Source organism: Aureimonas sp. SK2, from assembly GCF_029813115.1.
Lineage (GTDB): Bacteria > Pseudomonadota > Alphaproteobacteria > Rhizobiales > Rhizobiaceae > Aureimonas.
In genome coordinates, this window is the sequence record NZ_JAPZDS010000007.1 from 86,540 (window position 1) to 108,863 (window position 22,324).

The 22,324-nt window shown below is 67.4% G+C and carries 23 protein-coding genes; 10 read left to right on the forward strand and 13 right to left on the reverse strand.

What is annotated here, in order from left to right:
- Window positions 1-9: 9 nt before the first annotated feature.
- Window positions 10-567: a hypothetical protein gene (locus O5O54_RS10635; protein ID WP_279481516.1), complete on the reverse strand. Its 558-nt coding sequence runs from the start codon at window positions 565-567 to the stop codon at window positions 10-12.
- A gap of 123 nt (window positions 568-690) precedes the next feature.
- On the opposite strand from O5O54_RS10635, the gene thrC reads away from it, so the two are divergent.
- From thrC to O5O54_RS10655, 4 genes are read left to right on the forward strand one after another with little or no spacing between them, the layout of a single operon-like run.
- Complete coding sequence (thrC, locus tag O5O54_RS10640) at window positions 691-2,100, forward strand: threonine synthase (protein WP_279481518.1); 1,410 nt, start codon at window positions 691-693, stop codon at window positions 2,098-2,100.
- A complete protein-coding gene (locus O5O54_RS10645; RefSeq protein ID WP_279481520.1) occupies window positions 2,097-3,404 on the forward strand; it encodes a pitrilysin family protein in 1,308 nt (435 codons plus the stop codon). The genes thrC and O5O54_RS10645 overlap by 4 nt, the downstream gene beginning before the upstream one ends.
- A gap of 14 nt (window positions 3,405-3,418) precedes the next feature.
- On the forward strand, window positions 3,419-4,027 hold the full coding sequence (locus O5O54_RS10650; RefSeq protein ID WP_279481521.1) for a GNAT family protein: 609 nt from the start codon (window positions 3,419-3,421) through the stop codon (window positions 4,025-4,027).
- 40 nt (window positions 4,028-4,067) lie between these two features.
- Window positions 4,068-6,959, forward strand: a complete 2,892-nt coding sequence (locus tag O5O54_RS10655; protein WP_279481523.1) for an EAL domain-containing protein — start codon at window positions 4,068-4,070, stop codon at window positions 6,957-6,959.
- A 16-nt stretch (window positions 6,960-6,975) separates the two neighbouring features.
- Here the strand turns inward: O5O54_RS10655 and O5O54_RS10660 are convergent, their stop codons facing one another.
- Window positions 6,976-7,572, reverse strand: coding sequence for a YqgE/AlgH family protein (locus O5O54_RS10660; RefSeq protein WP_279481525.1), 597 nt, complete (start codon window positions 7,570-7,572; stop codon window positions 6,976-6,978).
- Window positions 7,573-7,671: 99 nt separating this feature from the next.
- Between O5O54_RS10660 and O5O54_RS10665 the strand changes: the two genes are divergently transcribed.
- Entirely contained in the window at window positions 7,672-8,436 is a 765-nt protein-coding gene (locus O5O54_RS10665) for a protein-disulfide reductase DsbD domain-containing protein (protein ID WP_279481527.1), read from the forward strand.
- A 44-nt stretch (window positions 8,437-8,480) separates the two neighbouring features.
- Window positions 8,481-8,966 (forward strand): peroxiredoxin, encoded by a 486-nt coding sequence (locus O5O54_RS10670; protein ID WP_279481530.1) that lies wholly within the window; start codon window positions 8,481-8,483, stop codon window positions 8,964-8,966.
- Here O5O54_RS10670 and rnhA read toward each other — a convergent pair.
- From rnhA to coxB, 10 genes are all read right to left on the reverse strand, one after another.
- Complete coding sequence (rnhA, locus tag O5O54_RS10675) at window positions 8,963-9,430, reverse strand: ribonuclease HI (RefSeq protein ID WP_279481532.1); 468 nt, start codon at window positions 9,428-9,430, stop codon at window positions 8,963-8,965. The genes O5O54_RS10670 and rnhA overlap by 4 nt on opposite strands.
- Window positions 9,427-10,407: a homoserine kinase gene (locus O5O54_RS10680; protein ID WP_279481534.1), complete on the reverse strand. Its 981-nt coding sequence runs from the start codon at window positions 10,405-10,407 to the stop codon at window positions 9,427-9,429. The genes rnhA and O5O54_RS10680 overlap by 4 nt, the downstream gene beginning before the upstream one ends.
- A gap of 1 nt (window position 10,408) precedes the next feature.
- Window positions 10,409-11,440, reverse strand: a complete 1,032-nt coding sequence (ispH, locus tag O5O54_RS10685) for a 4-hydroxy-3-methylbut-2-enyl diphosphate reductase (RefSeq protein WP_279481536.1) — start codon at window positions 11,438-11,440, stop codon at window positions 10,409-10,411.
- 49 nt (window positions 11,441-11,489) lie between these two features.
- Complete coding sequence (locus O5O54_RS10690) at window positions 11,490-12,299, reverse strand: SURF1 family protein (protein WP_279481538.1); 810 nt, start codon at window positions 12,297-12,299, stop codon at window positions 11,490-11,492.
- 70 nt (window positions 12,300-12,369) lie between these two features.
- Entirely contained in the window at window positions 12,370-13,245 is an 876-nt protein-coding gene (locus O5O54_RS10695; RefSeq protein ID WP_279481541.1) for a cytochrome c oxidase subunit 3, read from the reverse strand.
- 110 nt (window positions 13,246-13,355) lie between these two features.
- Entirely contained in the window at window positions 13,356-13,964 is a 609-nt protein-coding gene (locus O5O54_RS10700) for a cytochrome c oxidase assembly protein (RefSeq protein ID WP_279481543.1), read from the reverse strand.
- On the reverse strand, window positions 13,961-14,116 hold the full coding sequence (locus O5O54_RS10705; protein ID WP_279481546.1) for a protoheme IX farnesyltransferase: 156 nt from the start codon (window positions 14,114-14,116) through the stop codon (window positions 13,961-13,963). The genes O5O54_RS10700 and O5O54_RS10705 overlap by 4 nt, the downstream gene beginning before the upstream one ends.
- Complete coding sequence (locus tag O5O54_RS10710) at window positions 14,106-15,056, reverse strand: heme o synthase (RefSeq protein WP_407061692.1); 951 nt, start codon at window positions 15,054-15,056, stop codon at window positions 14,106-14,108. Before O5O54_RS10710 ends, O5O54_RS10705 begins: the two co-directional genes overlap by 11 nt.
- A 110-nt stretch (window positions 15,057-15,166) precedes the next feature.
- Window positions 15,167-16,765, reverse strand: a complete 1,599-nt coding sequence (gene ctaD / locus O5O54_RS10715; RefSeq protein WP_279481548.1) for a cytochrome c oxidase subunit I — start codon at window positions 16,763-16,765, stop codon at window positions 15,167-15,169.
- A 23-nt stretch (window positions 16,766-16,788) separates the two neighbouring features.
- A complete protein-coding gene (gene coxB / locus O5O54_RS10720) occupies window positions 16,789-17,733 on the reverse strand; it encodes a cytochrome c oxidase subunit II (protein ID WP_407061693.1) in 945 nt (314 codons plus the stop codon).
- A 317-nt stretch (window positions 17,734-18,050) separates the two neighbouring features.
- Here coxB and O5O54_RS10725 point away from each other — a divergent pair, with 317 nt between their 5' ends.
- Both O5O54_RS10725 and O5O54_RS10730 read left to right on the forward strand, forming a co-directional pair.
- Window positions 18,051-18,548 carry an invasion associated locus B family protein gene (locus O5O54_RS10725; protein ID WP_279481550.1) on the forward strand — a complete coding sequence of 166 codons (498 nt, stop codon included), beginning with the start codon at window positions 18,051-18,053 and terminating at the stop codon, window positions 18,546-18,548.
- Between the two features lie 79 nt (window positions 18,549-18,627).
- Entirely contained in the window at window positions 18,628-20,043 is a 1,416-nt protein-coding gene (locus tag O5O54_RS10730; RefSeq protein ID WP_279481816.1) for a TldD/PmbA family protein, read from the forward strand.
- Window positions 20,044-20,066: 23 nt separating this feature from the next.
- Here O5O54_RS10730 and pdxH read toward each other — a convergent pair whose 3' ends face one another.
- The gene (gene pdxH / locus O5O54_RS10735) at window positions 20,067-20,684 is read right to left on the reverse strand and encodes a pyridoxamine 5'-phosphate oxidase (protein ID WP_279481552.1); all 618 of its coding nucleotides are present in this window, start codon (window positions 20,682-20,684) and stop codon (window positions 20,067-20,069) included.
- A gap of 88 nt (window positions 20,685-20,772) precedes the next feature.
- Here pdxH and O5O54_RS10740 point away from each other — a divergent pair, with 88 nt between their 5' ends.
- Both O5O54_RS10740 and O5O54_RS10745 read left to right on the forward strand, forming a co-directional pair.
- On the forward strand, window positions 20,773-21,183 hold the full coding sequence (locus tag O5O54_RS10740) for an RT0821/Lpp0805 family surface protein (protein WP_279481554.1): 411 nt from the start codon (window positions 20,773-20,775) through the stop codon (window positions 21,181-21,183).
- Between the two features lie 130 nt (window positions 21,184-21,313).
- Window positions 21,314-22,255, forward strand: coding sequence for a J domain-containing protein (locus tag O5O54_RS10745; RefSeq protein WP_279481555.1), 942 nt, complete (start codon window positions 21,314-21,316; stop codon window positions 22,253-22,255).
- Window positions 22,256-22,324 lie beyond the last annotated feature (69 nt).

Consider the following 22,324-nt stretch of genomic DNA (forward strand, 5'->3'; position numbering starts at 1 on the left):
GGCCGAAGGTCAGGAACCGGGACGCTTGGCGCCGTTCTGCGGCCCTTCGTCGAAGCCGGCATAGACCGTCAGCGAGCGGCCTTCCGGCACGGCGATGCGAATGGCGCGATCGACATAGCGGAAGTCCTTCGGCCCACCGGCGGGATCGGTCGAGATCGGCTGCTGGCCGAGCTGGCTGTACACGAGCTGGCCGGCGTTCAGGATCGCAACGCGGATCGGAAGCTGGACCGATCCCGGCCGTGCCGCCGGCCCCGGAACGAGGCGCCCCGCGATGCCGACCTCCATGAAGAGCTGTCCGTCGCGCACGCGGCAGGAGCGCGTCGTGGCGGCGATGGACGCGATGTACTGCAGGTCGTCGCCCGACCCCTTGCGCAGGATCGCGGTGCCCTCGCGAAGGCTCACCTGCGGGCAGTAGTCGGGAACGATCCCGGCGCTGTTGGCCACCGCCGCCGGCGATGGCGCGCTTCGGCCGAGCGACGGACCGGTGCTGTTGCAGGCGCTGAGGGCGAGCGCCGCCACGACGAGGCCGGCTGCGTTGCGGGCGACGGTCTGCTTGGACATATGCATGCGGCGGTTCTTCCCATACCGTGTCGAGCCGTTCTATATCAGGCCCCTACGCGGGTTTCGACCGGGCGGCTTGCGAAAACGCGCCGTCGACGGTTTGCCGGGCCGAAGGCTTTGGGAGTGGTCGTGAAGTATGTCAGCTCACGGGGCGAGGCCCCGATCCTCGGGTTCGCCGACGTTCTGCTCGCAGGCCTTGCCAGCGACGGAGGCCTGTACGTGCCGGAGACCTGGCCGCAGATCGCGCCGGAGACCATCGCCTCCTTCGCCGGTCGCCCCTATGCCGAGGTCGCGCTGGAAGTTCTGAAGCCGTTCGTCGGCGACGAAGTCGCGCCGGACGCGCTCGAGCGCATGGTGCACGAGGCCTACGCGACGTTCCGCCACCCGGCCGTCGCACCGCTCGTCCAGATCGCCGACCGCCACTTCGTGCTGGAGCTGTTCCACGGCCCGACGCTCGCCTTCAAGGACGTGGCGATGCAGCTCCTGGCGCGGCTGATGGACCATGTCCTGGCCCAGCGCGGCCAGCGCGCGACGGTCGTGGGCGCCACGTCCGGCGACACGGGCGGCGCCGCCATCGCGGCCTTCGCAGCCAGCGACCGAACGGACATGTTCATCCTGTTCCCCAAGGGCCGGGTGTCGCCGGTGCAGCAGCGCCAGATGACGACGTCGGGGTCGGGCACCGTCCACGCCGTGGCAATCGAGGGCACGTTCGACGACTGCCAGGCGCTGGTGAAGGCGATGTTCAACGACGCCGCCTTCCGCCGCGAAAGCGCGCTGTCGGGCGTCAACTCAATCAACTGGGCGCGGATCATGGCCCAGATCGTCTACTATTTCACCGCCGCCGCCAGCGTCGGCGCGCCGCAGCGCCGGGTATCCTTCACCGTGCCGACCGGCAATTTCGGCGACATCTTCGCCGGATACTCGGCCAAGCGAATGGGCCTTCCGGTCGATCGCCTGATCGTCGCCACCAACGCGAACGACATCCTGGAGCGCACGCTGCGGACCGGCCGGTACGAGATGGAGGGCGTCCACGCCACCACTTCGCCGTCCATGGACATCGAGATCTCGTCCAATTTCGAGCGCCTCCTGTTCGAGGCGAGCGGACGGGACGCCGCGACGATCCGCCGTCTGATGCAGCAGTTGCAGCAGTCGCGCGCCTTTACCCTTCCGGACGACATCCTGTCCGCCATCCGCTCGGAGTTCGACGCCGGGCGGACGGGCGAGGAGGAGACGGCCGAGACGATCCGCGAGCAGCTCGCGACGACGGCCTATCTCCTCGACCCGCACACGGCGGTCGCGGTGGCCGTCGCGGAGAAGCGCATCGCCGACGCGCCGATGATCTCGCTCGGCACCGCGCACCCCGCGAAGTTCCCGGCGGCGGTCAAGGCGGCCTGCGGCACCGAGCCCGCCCTGCCCCCCAGCCATGCCGACCTGATGACCAGGGGCGAGCGCTTCGACGTCCTGCCCAACGATCTCGGCGCCCTCCAGGCCTATATCCGCGAGCGCAGCCGCGCCGTGCGCCTAGGGGCCGCTGCATGAGCGTTGAGGTCACGCGCCTTTCCAACGGGCTGACGATCGCCACCGAAAACATGCCGACGCTGGAAAGCGCGGCACTCGGCATCTGGGTCAAGGCCGGGGCGCGTGACGAGGCGGAGGGCGAGCACGGCATCGCCCACCTGCTGGAGCACATGGCCTTCAAGGGCACCAACCGGCGCAATGCGCGCCGGATCGCCGAGGAGATCGAGGACGTCGGCGGCGAGCTGAACGCCTCCACCAGCGTCGAGACGACCGCCTATTACGCGCGCGTGATGAAGGACGACGTCCCACTCGCGATCGACATCCTGACCGACATCCTGATCGATTCCCGCTTCGACGAGGACGAGCTCGCCCGCGAGCAGCATGTCATCCTGCAGGAGATCGGCGCGGCGGAGGACACGCCGGACGACATCGTCTTCGACCACTTCCAGAGCGCCGCCTATCGCGATCAGATCCTCGGCCGGCCGATCCTCGGCACGCGCGAGAGCGTGAGCGGCTTCACGCCGGAAGAGATCCGGGCCTATCTGAAGCGCCACTATTCGCCCGACCAGATGGTCGTGTCGGCGGCGGGCGCCGTGTCCCACGACGACATCGTCAAGCGCGTCGAGGCTGCCTTCAGCACCACGGCGGCGGCGCCGGACGGCCTTCATCGCCGCGAGCCGGCGCGCTACACCGGCGGCGAGTTCCGCGAGGAGCGCGACCTCGCCGACGCCCAGATGGTGCTCGGCTTTCCCGGCCGCCCCTACTACCAGCGCGACTTCTATGCCGCGCAGGTCCTGTCGATCATCCTCGGCGGCGGCATGTCCTCGCGGCTCTTCCAGGAGATCCGCGAGACCCGCGGCCTCTGCTACGCCATCTCCGCGTTCCACTGGAGTTTCTCCGATACCGGCATCTTCGGTGTCCATGCCGCCACCGGCGAAGAGGAGATGGCCGAGCTCGCGCCGGTGATCGTCTCGGAACTCGTGCGCGCGACCGAAGGCATCACCGAGAAGGAAGTGAACCGCGCCCGCGCCCAGATGCGCTCCAGCCTCCTGATGAGCCAGGAAAGTCCCGCTTCCCGCGCCGGGCAGATCGCCCGGCAACTGATGTTCAAGGGATCCGTCCTGGAGAACGGCGAACTTCTGGAACGGCTGGCCGCCATCGATGCGCCGCGCCTCACCGACCTTGCGGCGCGTATCTTCCTCGGAACGGTGCCGACGCTCGCGGCGATCGGCCCCATCTCCCGCCTGCCCGCCGTCGGCGAGATCTCGACCGGCGTCGCCGTCAGCTCCTTGGCCGCACCGGTCCGCAACCTCGTCTCGATCTAGGCGCCCGTTCCGACATGGCGTTTCTCGACTGGGTTCAGCCTGCGACCCAACCCGTTCTGACGGGGCCGGGCGTCCTCCTGCGCTCGCCCCGAAGCGCAGACTACGAGGCTTGGCGCGAGTTGCGCGGCCGCAGCCGCGCCTTCCTGACGCCGTGGGAGCCGAGCTGGACCGAGGACGAGCTCGGCCGGACCGCGTACCGCCTGCGCCTGCGTCGCTATCGACTGGATGCGCGGCAAAGGACCAGCTACACCTATTTCGTCTTCGACCGGGAGGGATCGGTGCTGATGGGTGGCCTCACGCTCGGTCGGATCCAACGCGGCGTCGCCCAGACCGGAACGCTCGGCTACTGGATGGGCCAGCCCTATGCCGGGCGGGGCGTCATGTCCCAGGCCGTCGCGGTCGTCTGCGGCTTCGCCTTTGACGTGCTGGGGCTGCATCGACTGGAGGCGGCGTGCCTGCCGCGCAACGGGGCCTCGATCCGGCTTCTGGAGAAGTCCGGGTTCTCGCGCGAGGGGCATCTTCGCCAGTATCTCAAAATCGCCGGTGTCTGGGAGGATCACCTTCTCTTCTCGCTCCTGGCCGAGGATCGGGCGCCGGGCCGCGCCTTGTCCTTGACCGCGTGAAACCCCTCGCCTTCAGCGAACAAAGGCCCGATCGCGCTCGATGCAGCCATCCCTCCACCTGATCCGTCGCGCTCTGTGCCTCCTGGCCGTCCTGATCGGATGCCTGGCGGCCGAGCCGGGATACGCCCTGTCGCCCGTCTCGATCGGGCGCGAGGACATCGCGATCGACCTCGAGCCGGCGGTGGAGATCTTCCGGGACCGCGGCAGCAACTTCCAGGTTTCGACCGTGCCGGGGGCGGACGGCATCGTGCGCCGCATCGAGGTCGAATCGACCGCGCCCAACCCCTCCGGCGACTGGGCCGTATTTGCGCTGGCCAACAACACGGACGAGCAGATCGACCGCATCGTCGTCGCGCCCCATTTCCGCCTAGCAAATTCCGGCTTCTTCTGGCCGGACCTCGGCTCGCAGCGGATCGTCGCGATCACCCCCTCGGAAGGCTTCGCGCTGGACCGGCAGGAGAGCCCGGAAGCCGACGTCTTTCAGGTCACGCTCGATCCCGGCGCGATCATCACCTTCGTGGCCGAACTGTCGTCCGATCGCCTGCCGGAAATCCGTCTGTGGGAGCCCAACGCCTACAAGGACACGGTCAACGCCTTCACCCTGTATCGCGGCATCGTGCTCGGCATCGCCGGCCTTCTGGCGGTGTTCCTGACGATCCTCTTCGTGGTGAAGGGCTCGCCCATGTTCCCCGCCACCGCCGCCCTCGCCTGGGCGGTGCTGGCCTATATCTGCATCGACTTCGACTTCTGGCAGAAGCTCGTGCCCATCGTGCCGGGCCAGGAGCGCATATGGCGGGCCGGCACGGAGGTGGCGCTCGCCTTCACGCTGGTCGTCTTCCTCTACGCCTATCTCCACCTCAACCGATGGCACGGCGTCCTGTCCGCCTTCACGGCGCTCTGGCTGGTTGGGCTTGGCGCGCTCGGCGTGCTGGCCGCCTTCGACCCGCCCATGGCGGCTGGGATCGCGCGCATGTCGATGACGGCGACGGCCGGATTCGGTCTGCTCCTGATCCTCTACCTGTCATTCATGCGCTTCGACCGCGCGATCATGCTGATCCCGACATGGCTCCTGATCGTCGTGTGGATCGCCGGCGGCTGGCTGACGGTGACCGGCCGCATCGACAACGACATCATCCAGCCGGCGCTAGGCGGCGGCCTCGTCCTGATCGTTCTCCTGATCGGCTTTACGGTGATGCAGCACGCCTTCGCCGGCGGCTCCTTCGCGGGAGGCCTCCTGTCCGACATGGAACGGCGCTCGCTGGCGCTCGCCGGCACCGGCGACGCGATCTGGGACTGGGACGTGACGCGCGACCGGATCTTCGCCGGCTGCGACACCGAAGGGCTGGACGGCATGCCGGTGTCGGCCATGAACGGGCCGGCGCGCGACTGGCTGCCGATCCTCCATCCGGACGACCGCGACCGGTTCAAGGTCACGCTGGACACGATCCTGGAGCACCGGCGCGGCCGCATCGCGCAAGACTTCCGCCTGCGCGGCGACGACGGGCAATACCACTGGATGAGCCTCCAGGCTCGGCCCGTCCTCGGCAGCAACGGCGAGGTGGTCCGCTGCGTCGGAACCCTAAAGGACGTGACCGACCGCAAGAAGGCCGAAGAGCGCCTCCTGCACGACGCGCTCCACGACCAGCTCACGGGCCTTCCCAATCGCGAGCTCTTCATCGACCGGCTGGACTCGATCTCCTGCCTCGCGGCGACGCGGCCCGACGTGCGGCCCACGCTCTTCACCGTCGATATCGACCGCTTCAAACAGGTCAACGACGAGTTCGGCATCGCCACGGGCGACACGATCCTCCTCACCGTGGGACGTCGCCTCAAGCGCGTCCTCAAGCCGCAGGATTCGCTGGCCCGCCTGTCGGGCGACCAGTTCGGCGTGATCCTGATGTCGGAAAGCGAAGTTTCCGCCGTAGCGGCCTTCGCCGAAACGCTGCGCGACGCCGTGCGCGCGCCCATCACCTTCGCCAATCAGGACATCATCCTGACGGCCTCCATCGGCCTGACCGGCTGGACGGAAGGTGCCGGGGCCGACGAGGTGCTGCGCGAGGCGGAACTCGCGATGTATCAGGCCAAGCGCCTCGGCGGCGATCGGATCGAGCCGTTCCGCCCGGCCTTCAAGACCCACAGTTCCGGCCGCGTCGAGCTGGAGTCGGACCTGCGCCGCGCCTTCGGGCGCAACGAGCTGTCGCTCGTGTTCCAGCCGATCATCCGCCTTTCGACCGGCGAGATCGCCGGCTTCGAGGCCCTGATGCGCTGGCAGCATGCCAAGCGCGGCTTCGTTTCACCCGTCGAGTTCATTCCGCTGGCCGAGAGCACGGGGCTGATCGTCCAGCTCGGCCAGTTCGCGCTGGACGAGGCGGCGCGGCGGCTGGCCGACTGGCAGCGCCTGCCCGGACAGGCCAAGCTCTTCTGCTCGGTCAACATTTCCAGCCGCCAGCTGATCCGCCAGGATCTCCTGAACGACGTACGGCAGATCCTGAAGCGCTACCATCTCGCGCCGGAATCGCTGAAGCTTGAACTGACCGAATCCCTCGTGATGGACAATCCGGAACGCTCGGCGCAGCTTCTGGCGCGGCTCAAGGAAATGGGCGTCGGCCTCTCGCTGGACGACTTCGGGACCGGCTATTCCTCGCTGTCCTATCTCATGCGTTTTCCGTTCGACACGCTGAAGATCGACCAGTCCTTCCTGCGCGGCGAGCAGGTCCCGCAACGCTCGATCCTGGTCCATTCCATCGTGACGATGGCGCACGAGCTGGGCCTCGCCGTCGTCGCAGAGGGAGTCGACAACGACATGGACGCGGCGCAACTGCGCAAGCTGAACTGCGAATACGCCCAGAGCTTCATGTACGGCCAGCCACTATCGGCCGAGGAAGCCCGGCGGCGGCTTCAGGAACGCGGCACGAAACGCGGCTCGGCCTGAGGCGCGCCGCCGCGTTTCAGGCGTGGCCGGCGTCGGCTGCCAGGAAGGCAGGATCGACGCCGAGGATCGCCAGCGCCCGCGCGTATTTCGCGTCGAGTTCGTTGGCGAAGACGATGTCGAGGTCGGCCGCGCAGGTGAGCCAGCCGTTTGACGCGATCTCGGACTCGAGCTGGCCCGCGCTCCAGCCGGAATAGCCGAGAACCATGATCGCGCTCGCCGGCCCCTCGCCGCGCGAGATGGCCTTCAGGATGTCGAGCGTCGGGGTCAAGGAAATGCCGTCGTCCACCTCCACGGTGGATTCCGAATCGTAGTCGTCGGAATGCAGGACGAAGCCACGCCCCTGCTCCACCGGGCCGCCGTTGCAGACCGACACTTCCCGGCCCTTCTGCGGCAGACGAATCTCCTCGGCATCGTCGACGATCTCGAGCTGCTTCAGAAGCGTGGGGAAGCTCAGGGGCTGCGCCTTGTTGATGATGAACCCCATGGCGCCGTTGGGCGAATGCGCGCAGACATAGACCACGCTGCGGGCGAAGCGCTCGTCGTGCATGCCCGGCATCGCGATCAGGAAGTGTCCTTCCAGCGAAGGGGTGTCGTCATTGGAGCGGCTGCGCATGTTTTTCAGGTCCATACGATGAAGATAGACACGTCCCGGCGGTTTTGCACCTGCACAGACGGCGCAGGATCGGGTCCTCTTGCCGTGATGGTGACCGGGATGTTGGCCGGCGCTCTTCTGTTCGCCGCGCCCGCCCGCGCCGCCGAGGACATGTACCGTCAGGAGGGCGCGACGATTCGCCTTGTGGCGCTGGCGCCTGATGGGGTCGGCAACGTTCACGGCGCGCTCTCGATCGAACTCGAGCCCGGCTGGAAGACCTACTGGATCGCGCCCGGCCCGGTCGGCCTCGCGCCGCGGCTGGACTTCTCCGGCAGCACCGATCTTTCCGATCCGTCGGTGGATTACCCCCCGCCGATCCGCTTCGCCGAAGGAAACGACGAGAGCGTCGGCTATGCCGAGCCCACCGCCTTCGCGATCAGCGCCAAGGCCGCGCCCGGCGCGACTCCGACCCTGCGCCTTTCGGCGTTTCTCGGCATCTGCCGCGAGCTCTGCGTTCCGGTGCAGGTCCAGCTCGCGGCCGAGCCGACGGACAGCCTGTCGGACCGCGCGCTGGTGCGCCGTGCGCAGGCGACACTCCCGGAGGATGGGGGCGCGCCTCCGCCGTCCCTGCGCTGGAACCACGATCGCTCCGCACTCGTGATGGACGCCGACACTACGGGGTCGCCTCTCGCCGACGTCTTCGTTTCGGCGGGAGACGGCTGGTCCTTTGGCCGTCCGACGGCAGTCGGCAACTCCGGCCGCGCCCTGTCGCTCCCAGTTCTTGCGCGCCCGGCGCCCGGCGCAGAGCTCGGCCCTGTGAATATCCTGTTGACGCGAGCGGACAGCGCCCAACAATTTCGCGCTGTAACGATCCCTCCGCGCTGAATCGCTCGGAGCGGGTTCGGTTTCGTCAGAAAGGATTTCCGCGAATGACCATTTCCATCGGCGAGCGCCTGCCGAACGCTTCCTTTCGCGTACCCGCCGAGGAAGGGACAACGGTCGTCTCGACGGACGATGTCTTCTCGGGCAAGCGCGTCGTGCTCTTCGCCGTGCCCGGCGCCTTCACCCCGACCTGCTCGATGAACCACCTTCCGGGCTTCCTCGAACACAACGACGCCTTGCGCGCCAAGGGCGTCGATACGATCGCCGTGGTCGCGGTCAACGACGTGCATGTCATGAAGGCGTGGAGAAAGGCGACCGAAGCGGGCGACCGCATCCTCTTCCTGTCGGACGGCAACGGCGAGTTCGCCAAGGCCGTGGGCCTCGACGCCGACCTTTCGGCCGGCGGCCTTGGTTTGCGTTCCAAACGCTATTCGATGCTGGTGGAAGACGGCGTGGTGCGGCAGCTCAACATCGAGCCCGGCCCAGGCCAGGCGGACGCCTCGTCGGCCGAGACGATCCTCGGCCAGATCTAGCCGGCCACCGTCCGACGAGCCTTCTTGAACGGCTCCATGCCGGCGCGCGCCAGCGCGTCGGCGCGCTCGTTCTCCACATGGCCGGCATGTCCGCGCACCCAGTGAAACGTCACCTCGTGCCGCTGGCGCTCGGCATCCAGCCGCTGCCAGAGCTCGGCGTTCTTCACGGGCTTCTTGTCGGCCGTGCGCCAGCCGTTGCGCTTCCAGCCGTGAATCCACTTGGTGATGCCGTCGCGCAGATATTGCGAGTCGGAATGGAGATGCACGGAGCATCCGCGCTTCAGCGCACCCAAGCCCTCGATGGCCGCGAGCAGCTCCATCCGGTTGTTGGTGGTCATGGGCTCGCCGCCAGAGAGTTCCTTCTCCGTCTCGCCGAAGCGCAGGATCGCGCCCCAGCCGCCCGGCCCCGGATTGCCCGAGCAGGCGCCGTCCGTGAAGATGTCGACCCGCGACGCCTCGCTCATGCCGCTGCTTCCCGCTTCTGGAACCCGTAGTCCGCCACCGAGGCGACGCCGCGATGGAACCGATTCTTGCGTAAGTATTCCTTCGGATCCTTCTTGGTGACGAAGGACGTGTCGGGAATGTGGATCCAGTCGTAGAGCCGGGTCAGCAGGAAGCGCAGCGACGCACCGCGCGCCAAGAGCGGCAGCGCCGCAAGCTCGGCTTCCGACAGCGGGCGCACAGCGTCGTAGCCCTCGATCATCGCCCGCCCCTTCGTGACGTTGAAGGCCCCGTCGTGCTCGAAGCACCAGGCGCAGAGGCAGATGGCGAGATCGTAGGCGAGGATATCGTTGCAGGCGAAATAGAAGTCGATCAGGCCCGACAGCTCGCCGTTCAGGAAGAACACGTTGTCCGGGAAGAGATCCGCGTGGATGACGCCACGCGGCAGATCGGTCGGCCAATGCGCTTCGAGATGGGCAAGCTCGGCCGCGATCTCCTCGCCAAGACCCTCGGCGACCCTGTCGGCCGCCGGGTCGCAGCCGTCGAACAGCGGTCGCCAGCCATCGACGGAAAGCGCGTTCTTCCGCATCATCCCGAAGTCGGCGGACTTCGCATGGAGGTCGGCGAGCGCCCGGCCGACGTCACGGCAATGATCGGCTGTCGGCCGGCGCGTCCACATGCCTTCCAGGAAGGTGAACAGCGCCGCCGGGCGGCCCGCGAGTTCGCCGAGCGTCTGGCCGTCCGCCGGCTGTACGGGGAGCGGGCAGGATAGGCCGCGCTCCGCAAGATGTTCGAGAAGGCCGATGAAGAACGGCAGGTCGTTCCGGTCGACCCGCTTCTCGTAGAGCGTCAAGATGAAGGTGCCGCCATCCGTTCGCACCAGGAAGTTGGAGTTCTCCACCCCTTCCGCGATGCCCTTGTAGCTCAGGAGGCGCCCGATGTCGTAGCGGGCGACGAAGGCGGCGAGATCGCCTTCCGCGACTTCCGTATAGACGGCCATGTCAGCCCTGCCTGACGTTGGGAAGCGGACGATCGCCGTTGACGAAGGCCATGTCGGCCGCGGTCAGCGGGACGTCGCGGAGCGAGCGCATGACGGGAAAGTTCTCGTCCTCAACGGCGGTCTGCACCAGCTCGATCCGCACCGCGAAGCGTTCGCGAAGGGCCGCGATGATCTCGTCCGTCAGAACCTCCGGCGCCGAGGCGCCAGCCGACATGCCGATCACCGAGCCGGGCTCGATCGCCTCGATCGGAACCTCCTGCCGCCCCTGCACCAGCAGCGCCCGGCGCGCCCCAGCGCGCTCGGCCACTTCCACGAGGCGGCGCGAGTTCGAGGAGTTCGGCGCGCCGACGACCAGGAACAGGTCGGCGCCGGGCGCAGACGCCTTCACCGCGTCCTGGCGGTTGGTGGTGGCGTAGCAGATGGATTCGGAAGAGGGCGCCTGCATCTCCGGGAACTTGCGCTGCAAGGCCTCGATGATGCCCGCCGTATCCTCGACCGAAAGCGTCGTCTGCGTGACGAAGCCGAGCGCGGCGGGATCAGCCGGATCGAAGGCCGCGACGTCCTCCTCCGTCTCGATCAGAGTGACCGCGCCTTCGGGCAGTTGCCCCATCGTTCCGACCACTTCCGGATGGCCGCGATGGCCGATCAGGAGAACCTGCCGGCCGAGCCGCATGTGGCGCATGGCCTGCTTGTGAACCTTTGAGACGAGCGGACAGGTGGCGTCGAGATAGAGAAGCTCGCGGCGCTCCGCCTCGGCCGGCACCGATTTCGGCACGCCGTGCGCGGAGAAGACGACCGGCTGTCCGTCATCGGGGATCGAGTCGAGTTCCTTGACGAAGACGGCGCCCATCTCGCGCAGCCCATCGACCACGTACTTGTTGTGTACGATCTCATGCCGGACATAGACCGGCGCGCCATAGCGCTTCAGCGCGAGCACCACGATCTGGATCGCGCGGTCGACACCGGCGCAGAAGCCGCGCGGCTCGCACAGGCGGATCGTGAGGGGCGGCTTGTCCGCGATCGCTGTCACCATGGTCTCCAGGGTCCGTTCGGCGCGAATGAAGGGATCGCCACCCCTGCTGTCAACCCTTACGGCCCCGCCCGCCTTGACGGCGCAAATGGTTCAGGAAGATGACGAGGATGACGAACAGCGCGAGGGCGAGGCTGTACCAGGTGATCGCGTATTCGAGATGGCTGTTGGGGATGTCGATCACCGTGGTGCCGCCGATGGGCGCGTCCGGCCCAGCCTGCCCCTCGCCCGCGTCCACGATGAAGGGTAGGAGGCGGGCGCCGGCTGGAAGCTCGAGCCCCTCGGCCATGTCCGGCACGCTGCGCCAGAAGAAGGCATTCTTGGCCGGGTCGTTGTCGGGAACGAACGGGTTCGGCTTGGCGTCCGGCGCCGTGCGGGCCAAGCCCGTCACCGACACGACGCCGTCCGGATTGCCGTCGGCGCGCGTGGCGGGGTCCTTGCGCTCATAGGGCACGAACCCCCGGTTGACGAAGACCACCGAACCGTCACCGAGCACCAGCGGCGTCAGCACGTGCCAGCCGGCCGCGCCCTCGTGCGTCGCCAGGAAATAGCGCTCGCCGGCGTGGAGAAAGCGTCCGCTCGCACTCGCGGGCACATAGTCGATGTCTTCGCCGGCCGCCGCACGTCGCGCAACCTCCGAGACATCCACCGGCGGCGCATGGATGCGCGCGTCGATCGTCGCGATGAGGCCCTGCTTCCAGTGGAGGCGCTCGACCTGCCACGTCCCCAGCGACAGGAGGATGCCCAGCGCGACGACACCGAGAACGAGGATCGCGGCAATCCGGCCGCGCGTCAGCGGGCGGGAATCGAGTTCCTGGTCGGCATCGATGGCCTGATCGTCACGCATGGACCACTCGCTCACGCACCCCTGTTCCCTCAACGAAAAAAGCGGCCGGGTCGCGGCCGCTTTTCGATGTTCGTGGCGTACGGCGTCAGCCGTGGATCGGCGCGCCCCAGCCACCCCAGACATAGATGGCGAAGAAGAGGAACAGCCAGACCACGTCCACGAAGTGCCAGTACCAGGCGGCGGCCTCGAAGCCGAAATGCTTGGACGGCGTGAAGTGGCCGCGGATCGCGCGCAGCAGGCAGACGGCGAGGAAGATCACGCCGACGAAGACGTGGAAGCCGTGGAAGCCCGTCGCCATGAAGAAGGTGGCGCCGTAGATCGAGCCCGAGAACTCGAACGGGGCGTGCGCGTATTCGTAGAACTGGACGTAGGAGAAGATCACGCCGAGCGCGACGGTGAGCGCAAGGCCGGTGATCAGCGACTTGCGGTCGTTCTCCAGCATCGCGTGGTGCGCCCAGGTGGCCGTGGTGCCGGAGAGCAGAAGCGTGATCGTGTTGAACAGCGGCAGGTGCAGCGGGTCGATCACTTCGATGCCGACCGGAGGCCACTGACCGCCGAGGGCCTGGACGCGGGCCGCCTGGACGGCCTCGTGCGGGAAGAGGCTGGCGTCGAAGAACGCCCAGAACCACGCGACGAAGAACATCACCTCCGAGGCGATGAACATGATCATGCCGTAGCGCAGGTGCATCGACACGACCGGCGTGTGGTAGCCCTGCTGTCCTTCCTTGATGGCGTCCGCCCACCAGGCGTACATCGTGTAGAGCACGATCGCGAGGCCGATCGCGAAGATCCAGGGCGTCGCGAGGTTCATCCCGAAGATGTTGAACGGCGTGCCCGAGGTCCATCGGAACAGACCGACCGCACCGAACAGGAGGAAGAACGCGCCGACGGAGGCGACGAACGGCCACGGGCTTGGCTCGATGACGTGGTAGTCGTGATGCTTGATATGCGTGTCAGCCATGGTCCGTCCCACTTGTCCCGCATCGCCCCGGATTTGGGCAGCCTATGCGGCTGGATGTCAAATTCCCGTCGTCGCCCGCCGCGCCGTTCCCCGACAGCGAGGCGGTGAAGTCAAAGTCCCTGCGCCGCGCCCGGCTCCTTCGTCGCGGCCACCGGCGTCGTCGGGCCGGCCAGCGGGAAGAAGGTGTAGGACAGCGTAATTGTCGGAACCTCCTTGAGGTCCGGGTCGTCCTTGATCGCCGGATCCACGAAGAAGACGACCGGCATGTCGACCTCCTCGCCCGGCTGCAGGGTCTGCTCGGAGAAGCAGAAGCACTGCACCTTGTTGAAGTAGATGCCGGCGGTCAGCGGCGTGACGTTGAACGTCGCCTGGGCGGTCACCGCCCTGTCGGACCGGTTGCGCACGCGATAGGCCGTCTCGCGGGTCTCGCCGAGCTTCAGCGTGATCTGGCGCTCGACCGGCTGGAAGGTCCAAGGCACCTGCGGCGAGGCGTTGGCGTCGAAGCGCACCGTGACCGGCCGATCCACGACGTTGGTCGAGGCAGTCTCGGCGCGCTGCGTCGTGCCGCCGTAGCCTGTCACCTGGCAGAACAGCTCGTAGAGCGGCACCGACGCATAGGCGGCGCCGACCATACCGCAGACGAAGAGACCGCAGGACAAGGCGATCGTACGGGCCGTGCGGGCCGCTTGCGCGGGCGTGCGGCGAGGCGTTGCGGTCATCCGGCCCCTCCTCCGATGCGAAACAGGCTGACGACGTAGAACAGCACGACCAACACGGCGAGCGTAAGCCCGATCGCCAGCGAGCGGCGGCGGCGGGCGCGCTGCTCGGCCGGCGTCAGTTCGATGGTCTCGTCGCGAGGCTCAGGCGACATGGAAACCCCACACCTGAGCCAGGGCGCCTTCCACCAGCAGCCAGGCGAACAGGGCGAAGAGATAGACGATCGAGAAGGCGAAGAGCTTCTTGGCCGGCCCCATGGTCGCGTCGCCGTCGTCCATGCGCAGGACGTTGAAGGCAAGGCGCAGGAAGTTCAACCCGAGAAGCGCCGAGGCGATGCCGTAGGCCGGGCTCGCGAAGCCGAGCACATAAGGCAGCACGCCGACCGGCGCGAGGATCAACGAATAGGCGAAGATGTGCCGGCGCGTCGAACGCTCGCCCGCGACATTGGGCAGCATCGGAATGCCGGCCGCGCCGTAGTCCTTCATCTTGAACAGCGCCAGCGCCCAGAAATGGGGCGGCGTCCAAAGAAAGATGATCAGGAAAAGGACGAAGCCTTCCCACGACACGCCGGCGGTGACCGCCGCCCAGGCGACCATCGGAGGGAAGGAGCCGGCGGCGCCGCCGATCACGATGTTCTGCGCCGTCGAGCGCTTCAGCCACATCGTGTAGAACACGGCATAGAAGGCGATCGTGAAGGCCAGGAAGCCGGCGGCGAACCAGTTGGCGACGAGGCCGAGCAGCATCACCGAGAAGCCGGACAGAACGAGGCCGAAGGCCAGCGCGTTCTCCGGCGAGACGCGCCCGGCCGGGATCGGACGCTTGGCCGTGCGGGTCATGATGCGGTCGATGTCGCGGTCGTACCACATGTTGAGCGCGCCCGAGCCGCCCGCGCCGAGCGCGATCGCGAGCAGGGACACGAAGGCGAGGAACGGGTTCATCTCGCCCGGCGCCGCGAGCAACCCTGTCGCAGCCGTCAGCACCACCAGCGACATGACGCGCGGCTTGAGCAGGGCGAAATAGTCGCCCGGCTCCGCCAGGCTGATGCCGGGACGGGCTTCGCTCGCAACGGGAAAATCGATGGCGCTCAACGTCATGCCTTTCGCGGTCCGACCTTCCCTCGGTGCCCTCAAGGGAAGGCACCCGGAGCCGATCGTTCAGACGGGTGATCCCGGCCGGAGCCGGGATCGATCTTCGGGTTCGCCTCTCAGCGGATGCGCGGCAGCTCTTCCCACTGGTGGAACGGCGGCGGCGAGGACAGGTGCCACTCGAGGGTCGTCGCACCGGCACCCCAGGGGTTCGCCCCGGCCAGACGCTTACGGGCGAAGGCCTCGTAGACGATGTAGAGGAACAGGATCACCGACAAGCCCGAGATGTAGGAGCCCATCGAGGACACGAAATTCCAGCCGGCGAACGCGTCGGGATAATCGGCATAGCGGCGCGGCATGCCGGCGGCGCCCAGGAAGTGCTGCGGGAAGAACACGAGGTTCACGCCCACGAACATGACCCAGAAATGCACCTTGCCGAGCGTCTCGTTGTACATGTAGCCGCTCATCTTCGGGAACCAGTAGTACCAGCCCGCGAAGATCGCGAAGACGGCGCCGAGCGACAGCACGTAGTGGAAGTGCGCGACGACGTAGTAGGTGTCGTGAAGCACGCGGTCCATGCCGGCGTTGGCGAGCTTGACGCCCGTGACGCCGCCGACCGTGAACAGGAAGATGAAGCCGATCGACCAGAGCATCGGGGTCGTGAAGCGAAGCGAGCCGCCCCACATCGTCGCGATCCAGGAGAAGATCTTGATGCCGGTCGGCACCGCGATCACCATCGTAGCGAACACGAAGTAGCGCTGCGTGTTCAGCGAGATTCCGCTCGTGTACATATGGTGCGCCCACACGACGAAGCCGACGACGCCGATGGCGACCATGGCGTAGGCCATGCCGAGGTAGCCGAAGACCGGCTTCTTCGAGAAGGTCGAGATGATGTGCGAGACGATGCCGAAGGCCGGCAGGATCATGATGTAGACTTCGGGGTGGCCGAAGAACCAGAACAGGTGCTGGTAGAGGATCGGATCGCCGCCGCCTTCAGGGGCGAAGAAGGTCGTGCCGAAGTTGCGATCGGTCAGCACCATGGTGATGGCGCCGGCGAGCACGGGCAGCGACAGGAGCAACAGGAAGGCGGTCACGAGCTGCGACCAGGCGAAGAGCGGCATCTTGTGCAGCGTCATGCCGGGGGCGCGCATGTTGAGGATCGTCGTGATCATGTTGATCGCGCCGAGGATCGACGAGGCGCCCGAGAGGTGAAGCGCGAAGATCGCGAGATCCACAGCCGGGCCGGGATGACCGGCGGTCGACAGCGGCGGATAGAGCGTCCAGCCCGTGCCCGCGCCGTTCGCGCCCGGCGCACCCTCGACGAACATCGAGAGGATCAGGAGCAGCAGCGAGGGCGGCAACAGCCAGAAGGCGATGTTGTTGACGCGCGGGAACGCCGTGTCCGGCGCACCGATCATGATCGGCACGAAATAGTTGCCGAAGCCGCCGATCAGGGCGGGCATGACCATGAAGAACACCATCACGAGGCCATGGGCCGTCGTGAAGACGTTGAAGATCTGCGGGTTGCCGAAGATCTGCAGGCCTGGCTCCTGAAGCTCAGCGCGGATCGCGACCGAAAGGCTGCCGCCGATCAGGCCCGCGACGATCGCGAAGATCAGGTAGAGGATGCCGATGTCTTTGTGGTTGGTCGAGTTCACCCAGCGCACCCAGCCGGTCGGGTGGTGCGGGTGCGCGTCGTGGGAAGCTGCGTGAGCCATGGGTATGTTCCCTGGAAGGGGGTTCAGCGCTGCGCCACGACCGAGCTCGCGGAAGCGATTTCGGCGGTCAGCTGAGCGTTGGCGTTGTCGAGGTTCTCGGCGGCCGCCGCGAGCCACGTGTCGAACTGCTGCTGGCTCACCACCCGCACCGCGATCGGCATGTTGTAGTGGTCGCGCCCGCAGAGCTCGGAGCACTGGCCGTAGAAGATGCCTTCCCGGTTGGCCTCGAACCAGTATTCGTTGATGCGTCCGGGCACCGCGTCCACCTTCACGCCGAGCGAGGGCATGGCGAAGGAGTGGATCACGTCGCCGCCCGTGGTGAGAAGACGCACGACGGTGTTAACCGGCACGACCATCTCGTTGTCCACGGCGAGCAGGCGAGGATAGGCGGCACGGTCTTCCTTGCCGGCGGCCGCGCGCGCGTCCTCGGCGAGCGGATAGGACAGGAAGGACACGGGCTCCGCGGCCGGATCGGCCGGGTTGGCCTCCGTTCCCGCGGCGGCGGACGCCGCGGCGGCGACCGTCTGGGCCGGCTGATACTCGTAGCCCCAGTACCACTGGTAGCCGGTGGCCTTCACCGTCAGTTCGGGCTCGCGCGGCGGGTTGTACTGCGCGGTGAGAAGCTGGAACGAGGGAATCGCGAGGCAGAGCAGGATGAGCACCGGCGCGAGGGTCCAGACGACCTCGATGACGGTGTTGTGGCTGGTGCGCGAGGGCGTCGGGTTGCGCTTCTCGTTGTAGCGGATCACGACCCAGGCCAACAGTGCGGCCACGAGGATCACGACCGGCACCAGGAACCACAGCGTGTAGTTGCTGAACCAGTGGATCTGCTCTTCGATCGGCGACAGTGCCTCCTGAAGATTGATCTGCCAGGGATGCGGCTGACCGGGGTGCAGCACGCCCTCTTGGGCGCTCGCCGCCACGGTCGAGCCGGCCAGCGCGGCGGCGGCTAGGGCTGGTCTCTTCACGAATGCTCTCCCTCGTGGCAGGCTTTTCTCAACCGGACCCACGCCCCCTCCAGCGGGAACGAACCGGGCCGTGTGGGCCGAAAAATCGAATGCCGCTAATGTGCAGGTACCTCCTGCGCTTCAACCATGAAACCGCCCACTTCGCAACAAGCCGCCGTCATGAGTCCTTGCGACAAAGTGCGAATGTTGCAGCCCGTCCGCGTCTTCGGGAAGCCTTGCGCGAAGCTGTCCGAGCCCGTCTCGACGCGGCCGGGCGCCTTGGCTAGTTTCACGCGCTAATGTCGGACCGCCTGCCGTCCGGTCCCTGGAAAGAATCGATGAAGCTAACGATCGCCACCGCCCTGGCCGCCCTCCCTCTTCTGCTGGCCGCTCCGGCCGTGGCGCAGACCGGCACGGTCAAGTCGCAGCACGGCGCCTGGGCGGTGGTGTGCGACCAGCCCGCCGGCGCGGCCGGAGAGCAGTGCGCCCTTCTCCAGAACGTCGTCGCGGAGGACCGACCGGAGGTCGGGCTGTCCGTCCTCGCGCTCAAGACGGCGGACGGCAAGGCGCGCATCCTGCGGGTCCTCGCGCCGCTCGGAATCCTTCTGCCCAACGGGCTCGGCCTCTACGTGGACGGCAAGGACATCGGGCGCGCGCAGTTCGTGCGCTGCTTCGAGGACGGCTGCTATGCCGAGGTTATTCTGGAGGACACGCTGCGCGACACGCTGTCGACCGGCCAGTCCGCAACCTTCATCGTGTTCCAGACACCGGAGGAAGGCATCGGCATCCCCGTCGACCTCGCAGGCTTCCGCGAAGGCTTCGACGCGCTGCCCTGAACAGCGCCCGGCCGTGACATCCCCTCCCCGCCCGCCTATCTCTCGCGGCAGGCATATAGAGAGTCCAGCGGAGCGGATGATGGCTTCTTCCCTGATCGATCACTTCGACCTGTCGCGCGCGGAGGTCGAGGCGATCGTGTCCGACACGCTGCAGGGTGCGGACGACGGCGAACTGTTCCTGGAATATCGCGAGCAGGAATCGCTCCTCTTCGACAACGGCCGGCTCAAGGCCGGCGACTTCTCGACCGAACAGGGCTTCGGCCTGCGCTGCGTGGCCGGCGAGACGATCGGCTTCGCCCATTCCGGCGACCTGTCCGGCGCGGCGCTCAAGCGCGCGGCGTCTTCCGTCGGCGCCGTCCGGTCCGGCCATTCGGGCGTGGCGTCCGAGGGGCCGAAGGGCACCAACCGGCATCTCTATGGCGCCGAGAACCCGATTCCCGAGCCGTCCTTCGCCGAAAAGGTGAAGCTTCTCGAAGAGATAAACGCCTATCTTCGCGATGCGGACGAAGCCGTGCGCCAGGTCAGCGCCTCGCTTGCCTCGCAGTGGCAGGTGGTCGAGATCCTGCGGGCCGACGGGCGTCTCGTGCGTGACGTCCGCCCTCTCGTCCGGCTCAACGTCTCGGTGGTCGCTGGGCGCGGCGACCGGCAGGAGACCGGCTCCGGCGGCGCGGGCGGTCGCCACGGCTTCACGCGGCTGGTGGAAGGCGGCGGCTGGCGCAGCATCGCCGACGAGGCGCTGCGCCAGGCTCGGCTGAACCTCGAGGCCGTGCCTGCTCCCGCCGGCACGTTCGACACCGTGTTGGCCTCCGGCTGGCCGGGCGTCATGCTGCACGAGGCCGTCGGCCACGGCCTGGAGGGCGACTACAACCGCAAGAAGACGTCGGCCTTCTCGGGCCTCCTCGGCCAACAGGTCGCCGCGCGGGGCGTGACGGTGGTGGACGACGGCACGATCGCGGAGCGGCGCGGCTCGCTGTCGGTGGACGACGAGGGCACGCCCACCAACCGCACCGTCCTGATCGAGGACGGCAAGCTCGTTAACTACATGCAGGACCGGCAGAACGCGCGGCTGATGGGCATGGAGGTCACCGGCAACGGCCGTCGCCAGTCCTTCGCCCATGCGCCGATGCCGCGCATGACAAACACGATGATGCTGAACGGGCCGCACTCGCCTGAGGAGATCCTCGCTTCGGTCAAGGACGGCGTCTATGCCGTGTCGTTCAACGGCGGGCAGGTGGACATCACCTCCGGCAAGTTCGTCTTCAACTGCACCGAGGCCTACCGCATCCGCGACGGCAAGGTGTCCGAGCCGCTGCGGGGCGTCATGCTGATCGGCAACGGGCCGGACGCGATGCACCGGGTTTCGATGGTCGGCAACGACGTCGAACTCGATCTCGGCATCGGCAATTGCGGCAAGGCCGGCCAGTGGGTGCCGGTCGGCGTCGGACAGCCGCACCTGCGCATGGACCAGATGACGGTGGGCGGCACGGAAGCGTGACGCCCGGCCGTCTGCCGGAGGGATCAAGGATAAAGGCGCTGGATCGCCCACTCCCGGTCGCCGGCTGCGCGCGTGAAGCGGAACCGGTCGTGCAGCCGGAACTCGCCGTCCTGCCAGAACTCGATCTCGACGGGCATGATGCGAAAGCCCGACCAATGCGGCGGGCGCGGCACGGCTTCGCCATAGCGCGCCTCGACATCCGCGACCTGGCCTTCCAGGACGGCGCGGCTCGCCAGCGGGCGGCTCTGCTGCGAGGCCCAGGCGCCGATGCGGCTTCCATGCGGGCGCCCGTCGAAATAGGCGTCCGCCTCTTCCTTCGTCACGATCTCGACGGGACCGCGTGCCCGGAACTGGCGCCGTCGGCTTTTCCAGTGCATGCAGAGGGCCGCCTTGCGGCTGCCGAGAATCTGTTCGCCCTTGCGGCTCTCGAAATTCGTGTAGAAGACGAGGCCGCGCTCGTCGAACGCCTTGAGGAGGACCATCCGCACATCGGGCAGGCCCTCCGTGTCGACGCTGGCCAGCGCCATCGCCGTCGGATCGTTGATCTCGGTTTCTTCCGCCTCCCCGAGCCAGACGGCCAGGGCTTCGTATGGGTCGAGCGGCAAGCCGCCTTCACCGAACATTAAGGTCGAATTGTTCATTCTTGGGTCCGAATTTACGAAGGATGCTCCACCGGTACCTACGTCAGGTCGGTTCGGTGGCAAAGACCGAGTTTCGATGATGAAAGGAATGCGCCTCGTTCTCGTCTGCACCTTCGCGGCAAGCCTGACGGGCTGCACGGTCATCAGCGGCAAGGGGCTGGAGGAGGTCGCGGTGGACAAGTCGCTCCTCACCGCTTCCATTCCGCCGATCGACCCGGCCGTCGCGGCGGAAACGTTGTCGGACAGCCGCACTGTCCGCAACGCCGTCTCGGCCGCCGACATCGCGCGCGTGGATTCCGAGCCCCTCGCCTGGACCAATGCCGACACCGGCGCCAGCGGCATGATCACGGCCATCAGCGAGACGCGCGCGGGCGACAACGTCTGCCGCCGCTTCAAGACCTCGCGCCAGCGCTTCGACGGCGTGGCGCTCTATGCCGGCGAGGCCTGCACGACCGGCCAGGGCGTCTGGACCCTCACCCGCTTTTCCGAGGATCAGTGACGGCGCGCGGCCGGGACTTCAAATTTCGGCGACGGCTCGCCATATAGTCGGCCATCGCCCGGTCTTGCGGGCGATTCCCGATGATGCCCAACGGGAGACCCGTCCCCGACGACCAGGAAGCCGATCTCGCATGCGCGACCCCTATACCGTTCTCGGCGTGGCCCGTACCGCCAGCGAGGCGGAGATCAAGTCCGCCTTCCGCAAGCTGGCCAAGAAGTATCATCCCGACGCCAACGGCGACGATGCCGGCGCCAGCGCCCGGTTCAACGAGGCCAACCAGGCCTACGAGATCCTGGGCGACAAGGAAAAGCGCGGGCAGTTCGACCGGGGCGAGATCGACGGCGACGGCAAGCCGAAATTCCAGGGCTTTTCCGGCTTCGGCGGGGGCGGCGGCGCCAACCCCTTCGGTGGCGGGCCGAACAACGGTTCGTTCGAGTTCCGCTCGGGCGGGGCCGAGTTCGGCGGCGCGGACAACATCTTCGGCGACTTCTTCGAGCAGGCGTTCGGCGGAAAGCGCAATGCCCGCTCCGGCTTCACCGCCGCGCGCAACACGCCGACGAAAGGCGACGACATCAACGCCACGCTGAAGGTGCGGCTCGAGGACATCGTGTCCGACGAGAAGGTCGAGGCAATCTTCCCGAACGGCAAGCGGCTGGCGATTCGCCTGCCGGAGGGCGTGGAGGACGGACAGGTCATCCGCCTTCGCGGCCAGGGCCAGCCGGCCGTCTTCAACGGCGGCCCGCCGGGCGACGCGCTGGTCACCATCTCCTTCGCCGACCACGCACGTTTCAGCGTGTCCGGCCGCGATCTTCTTCTGGAACAGGACATCGACCTGGAGACCGCCGTTCTCGGCGGCCGGGTCACGATCGAGACGCTGGACGGGCGCGTCGCCACCAAGATCCAGCCCTGGACCACGTCCGGCCGCACCTTGCGCCTCAAGGGCAAGGGGCTGACGCGCAAGGACGGCGGGCGCGGCGACATCCTCGTCACCCTGTCGATCGCCCTGCCCGAGCGGCCCGATCCCGAACTCACCGCCCTCTTCGAGAAGCGCCGCGACGGTCTCGATCGATAACGGACGGTTACCGATCGTCGTCAAGCTCGTCTTGCTGGCTGGGGACGCCTATGCCATACGCCGCCCCGA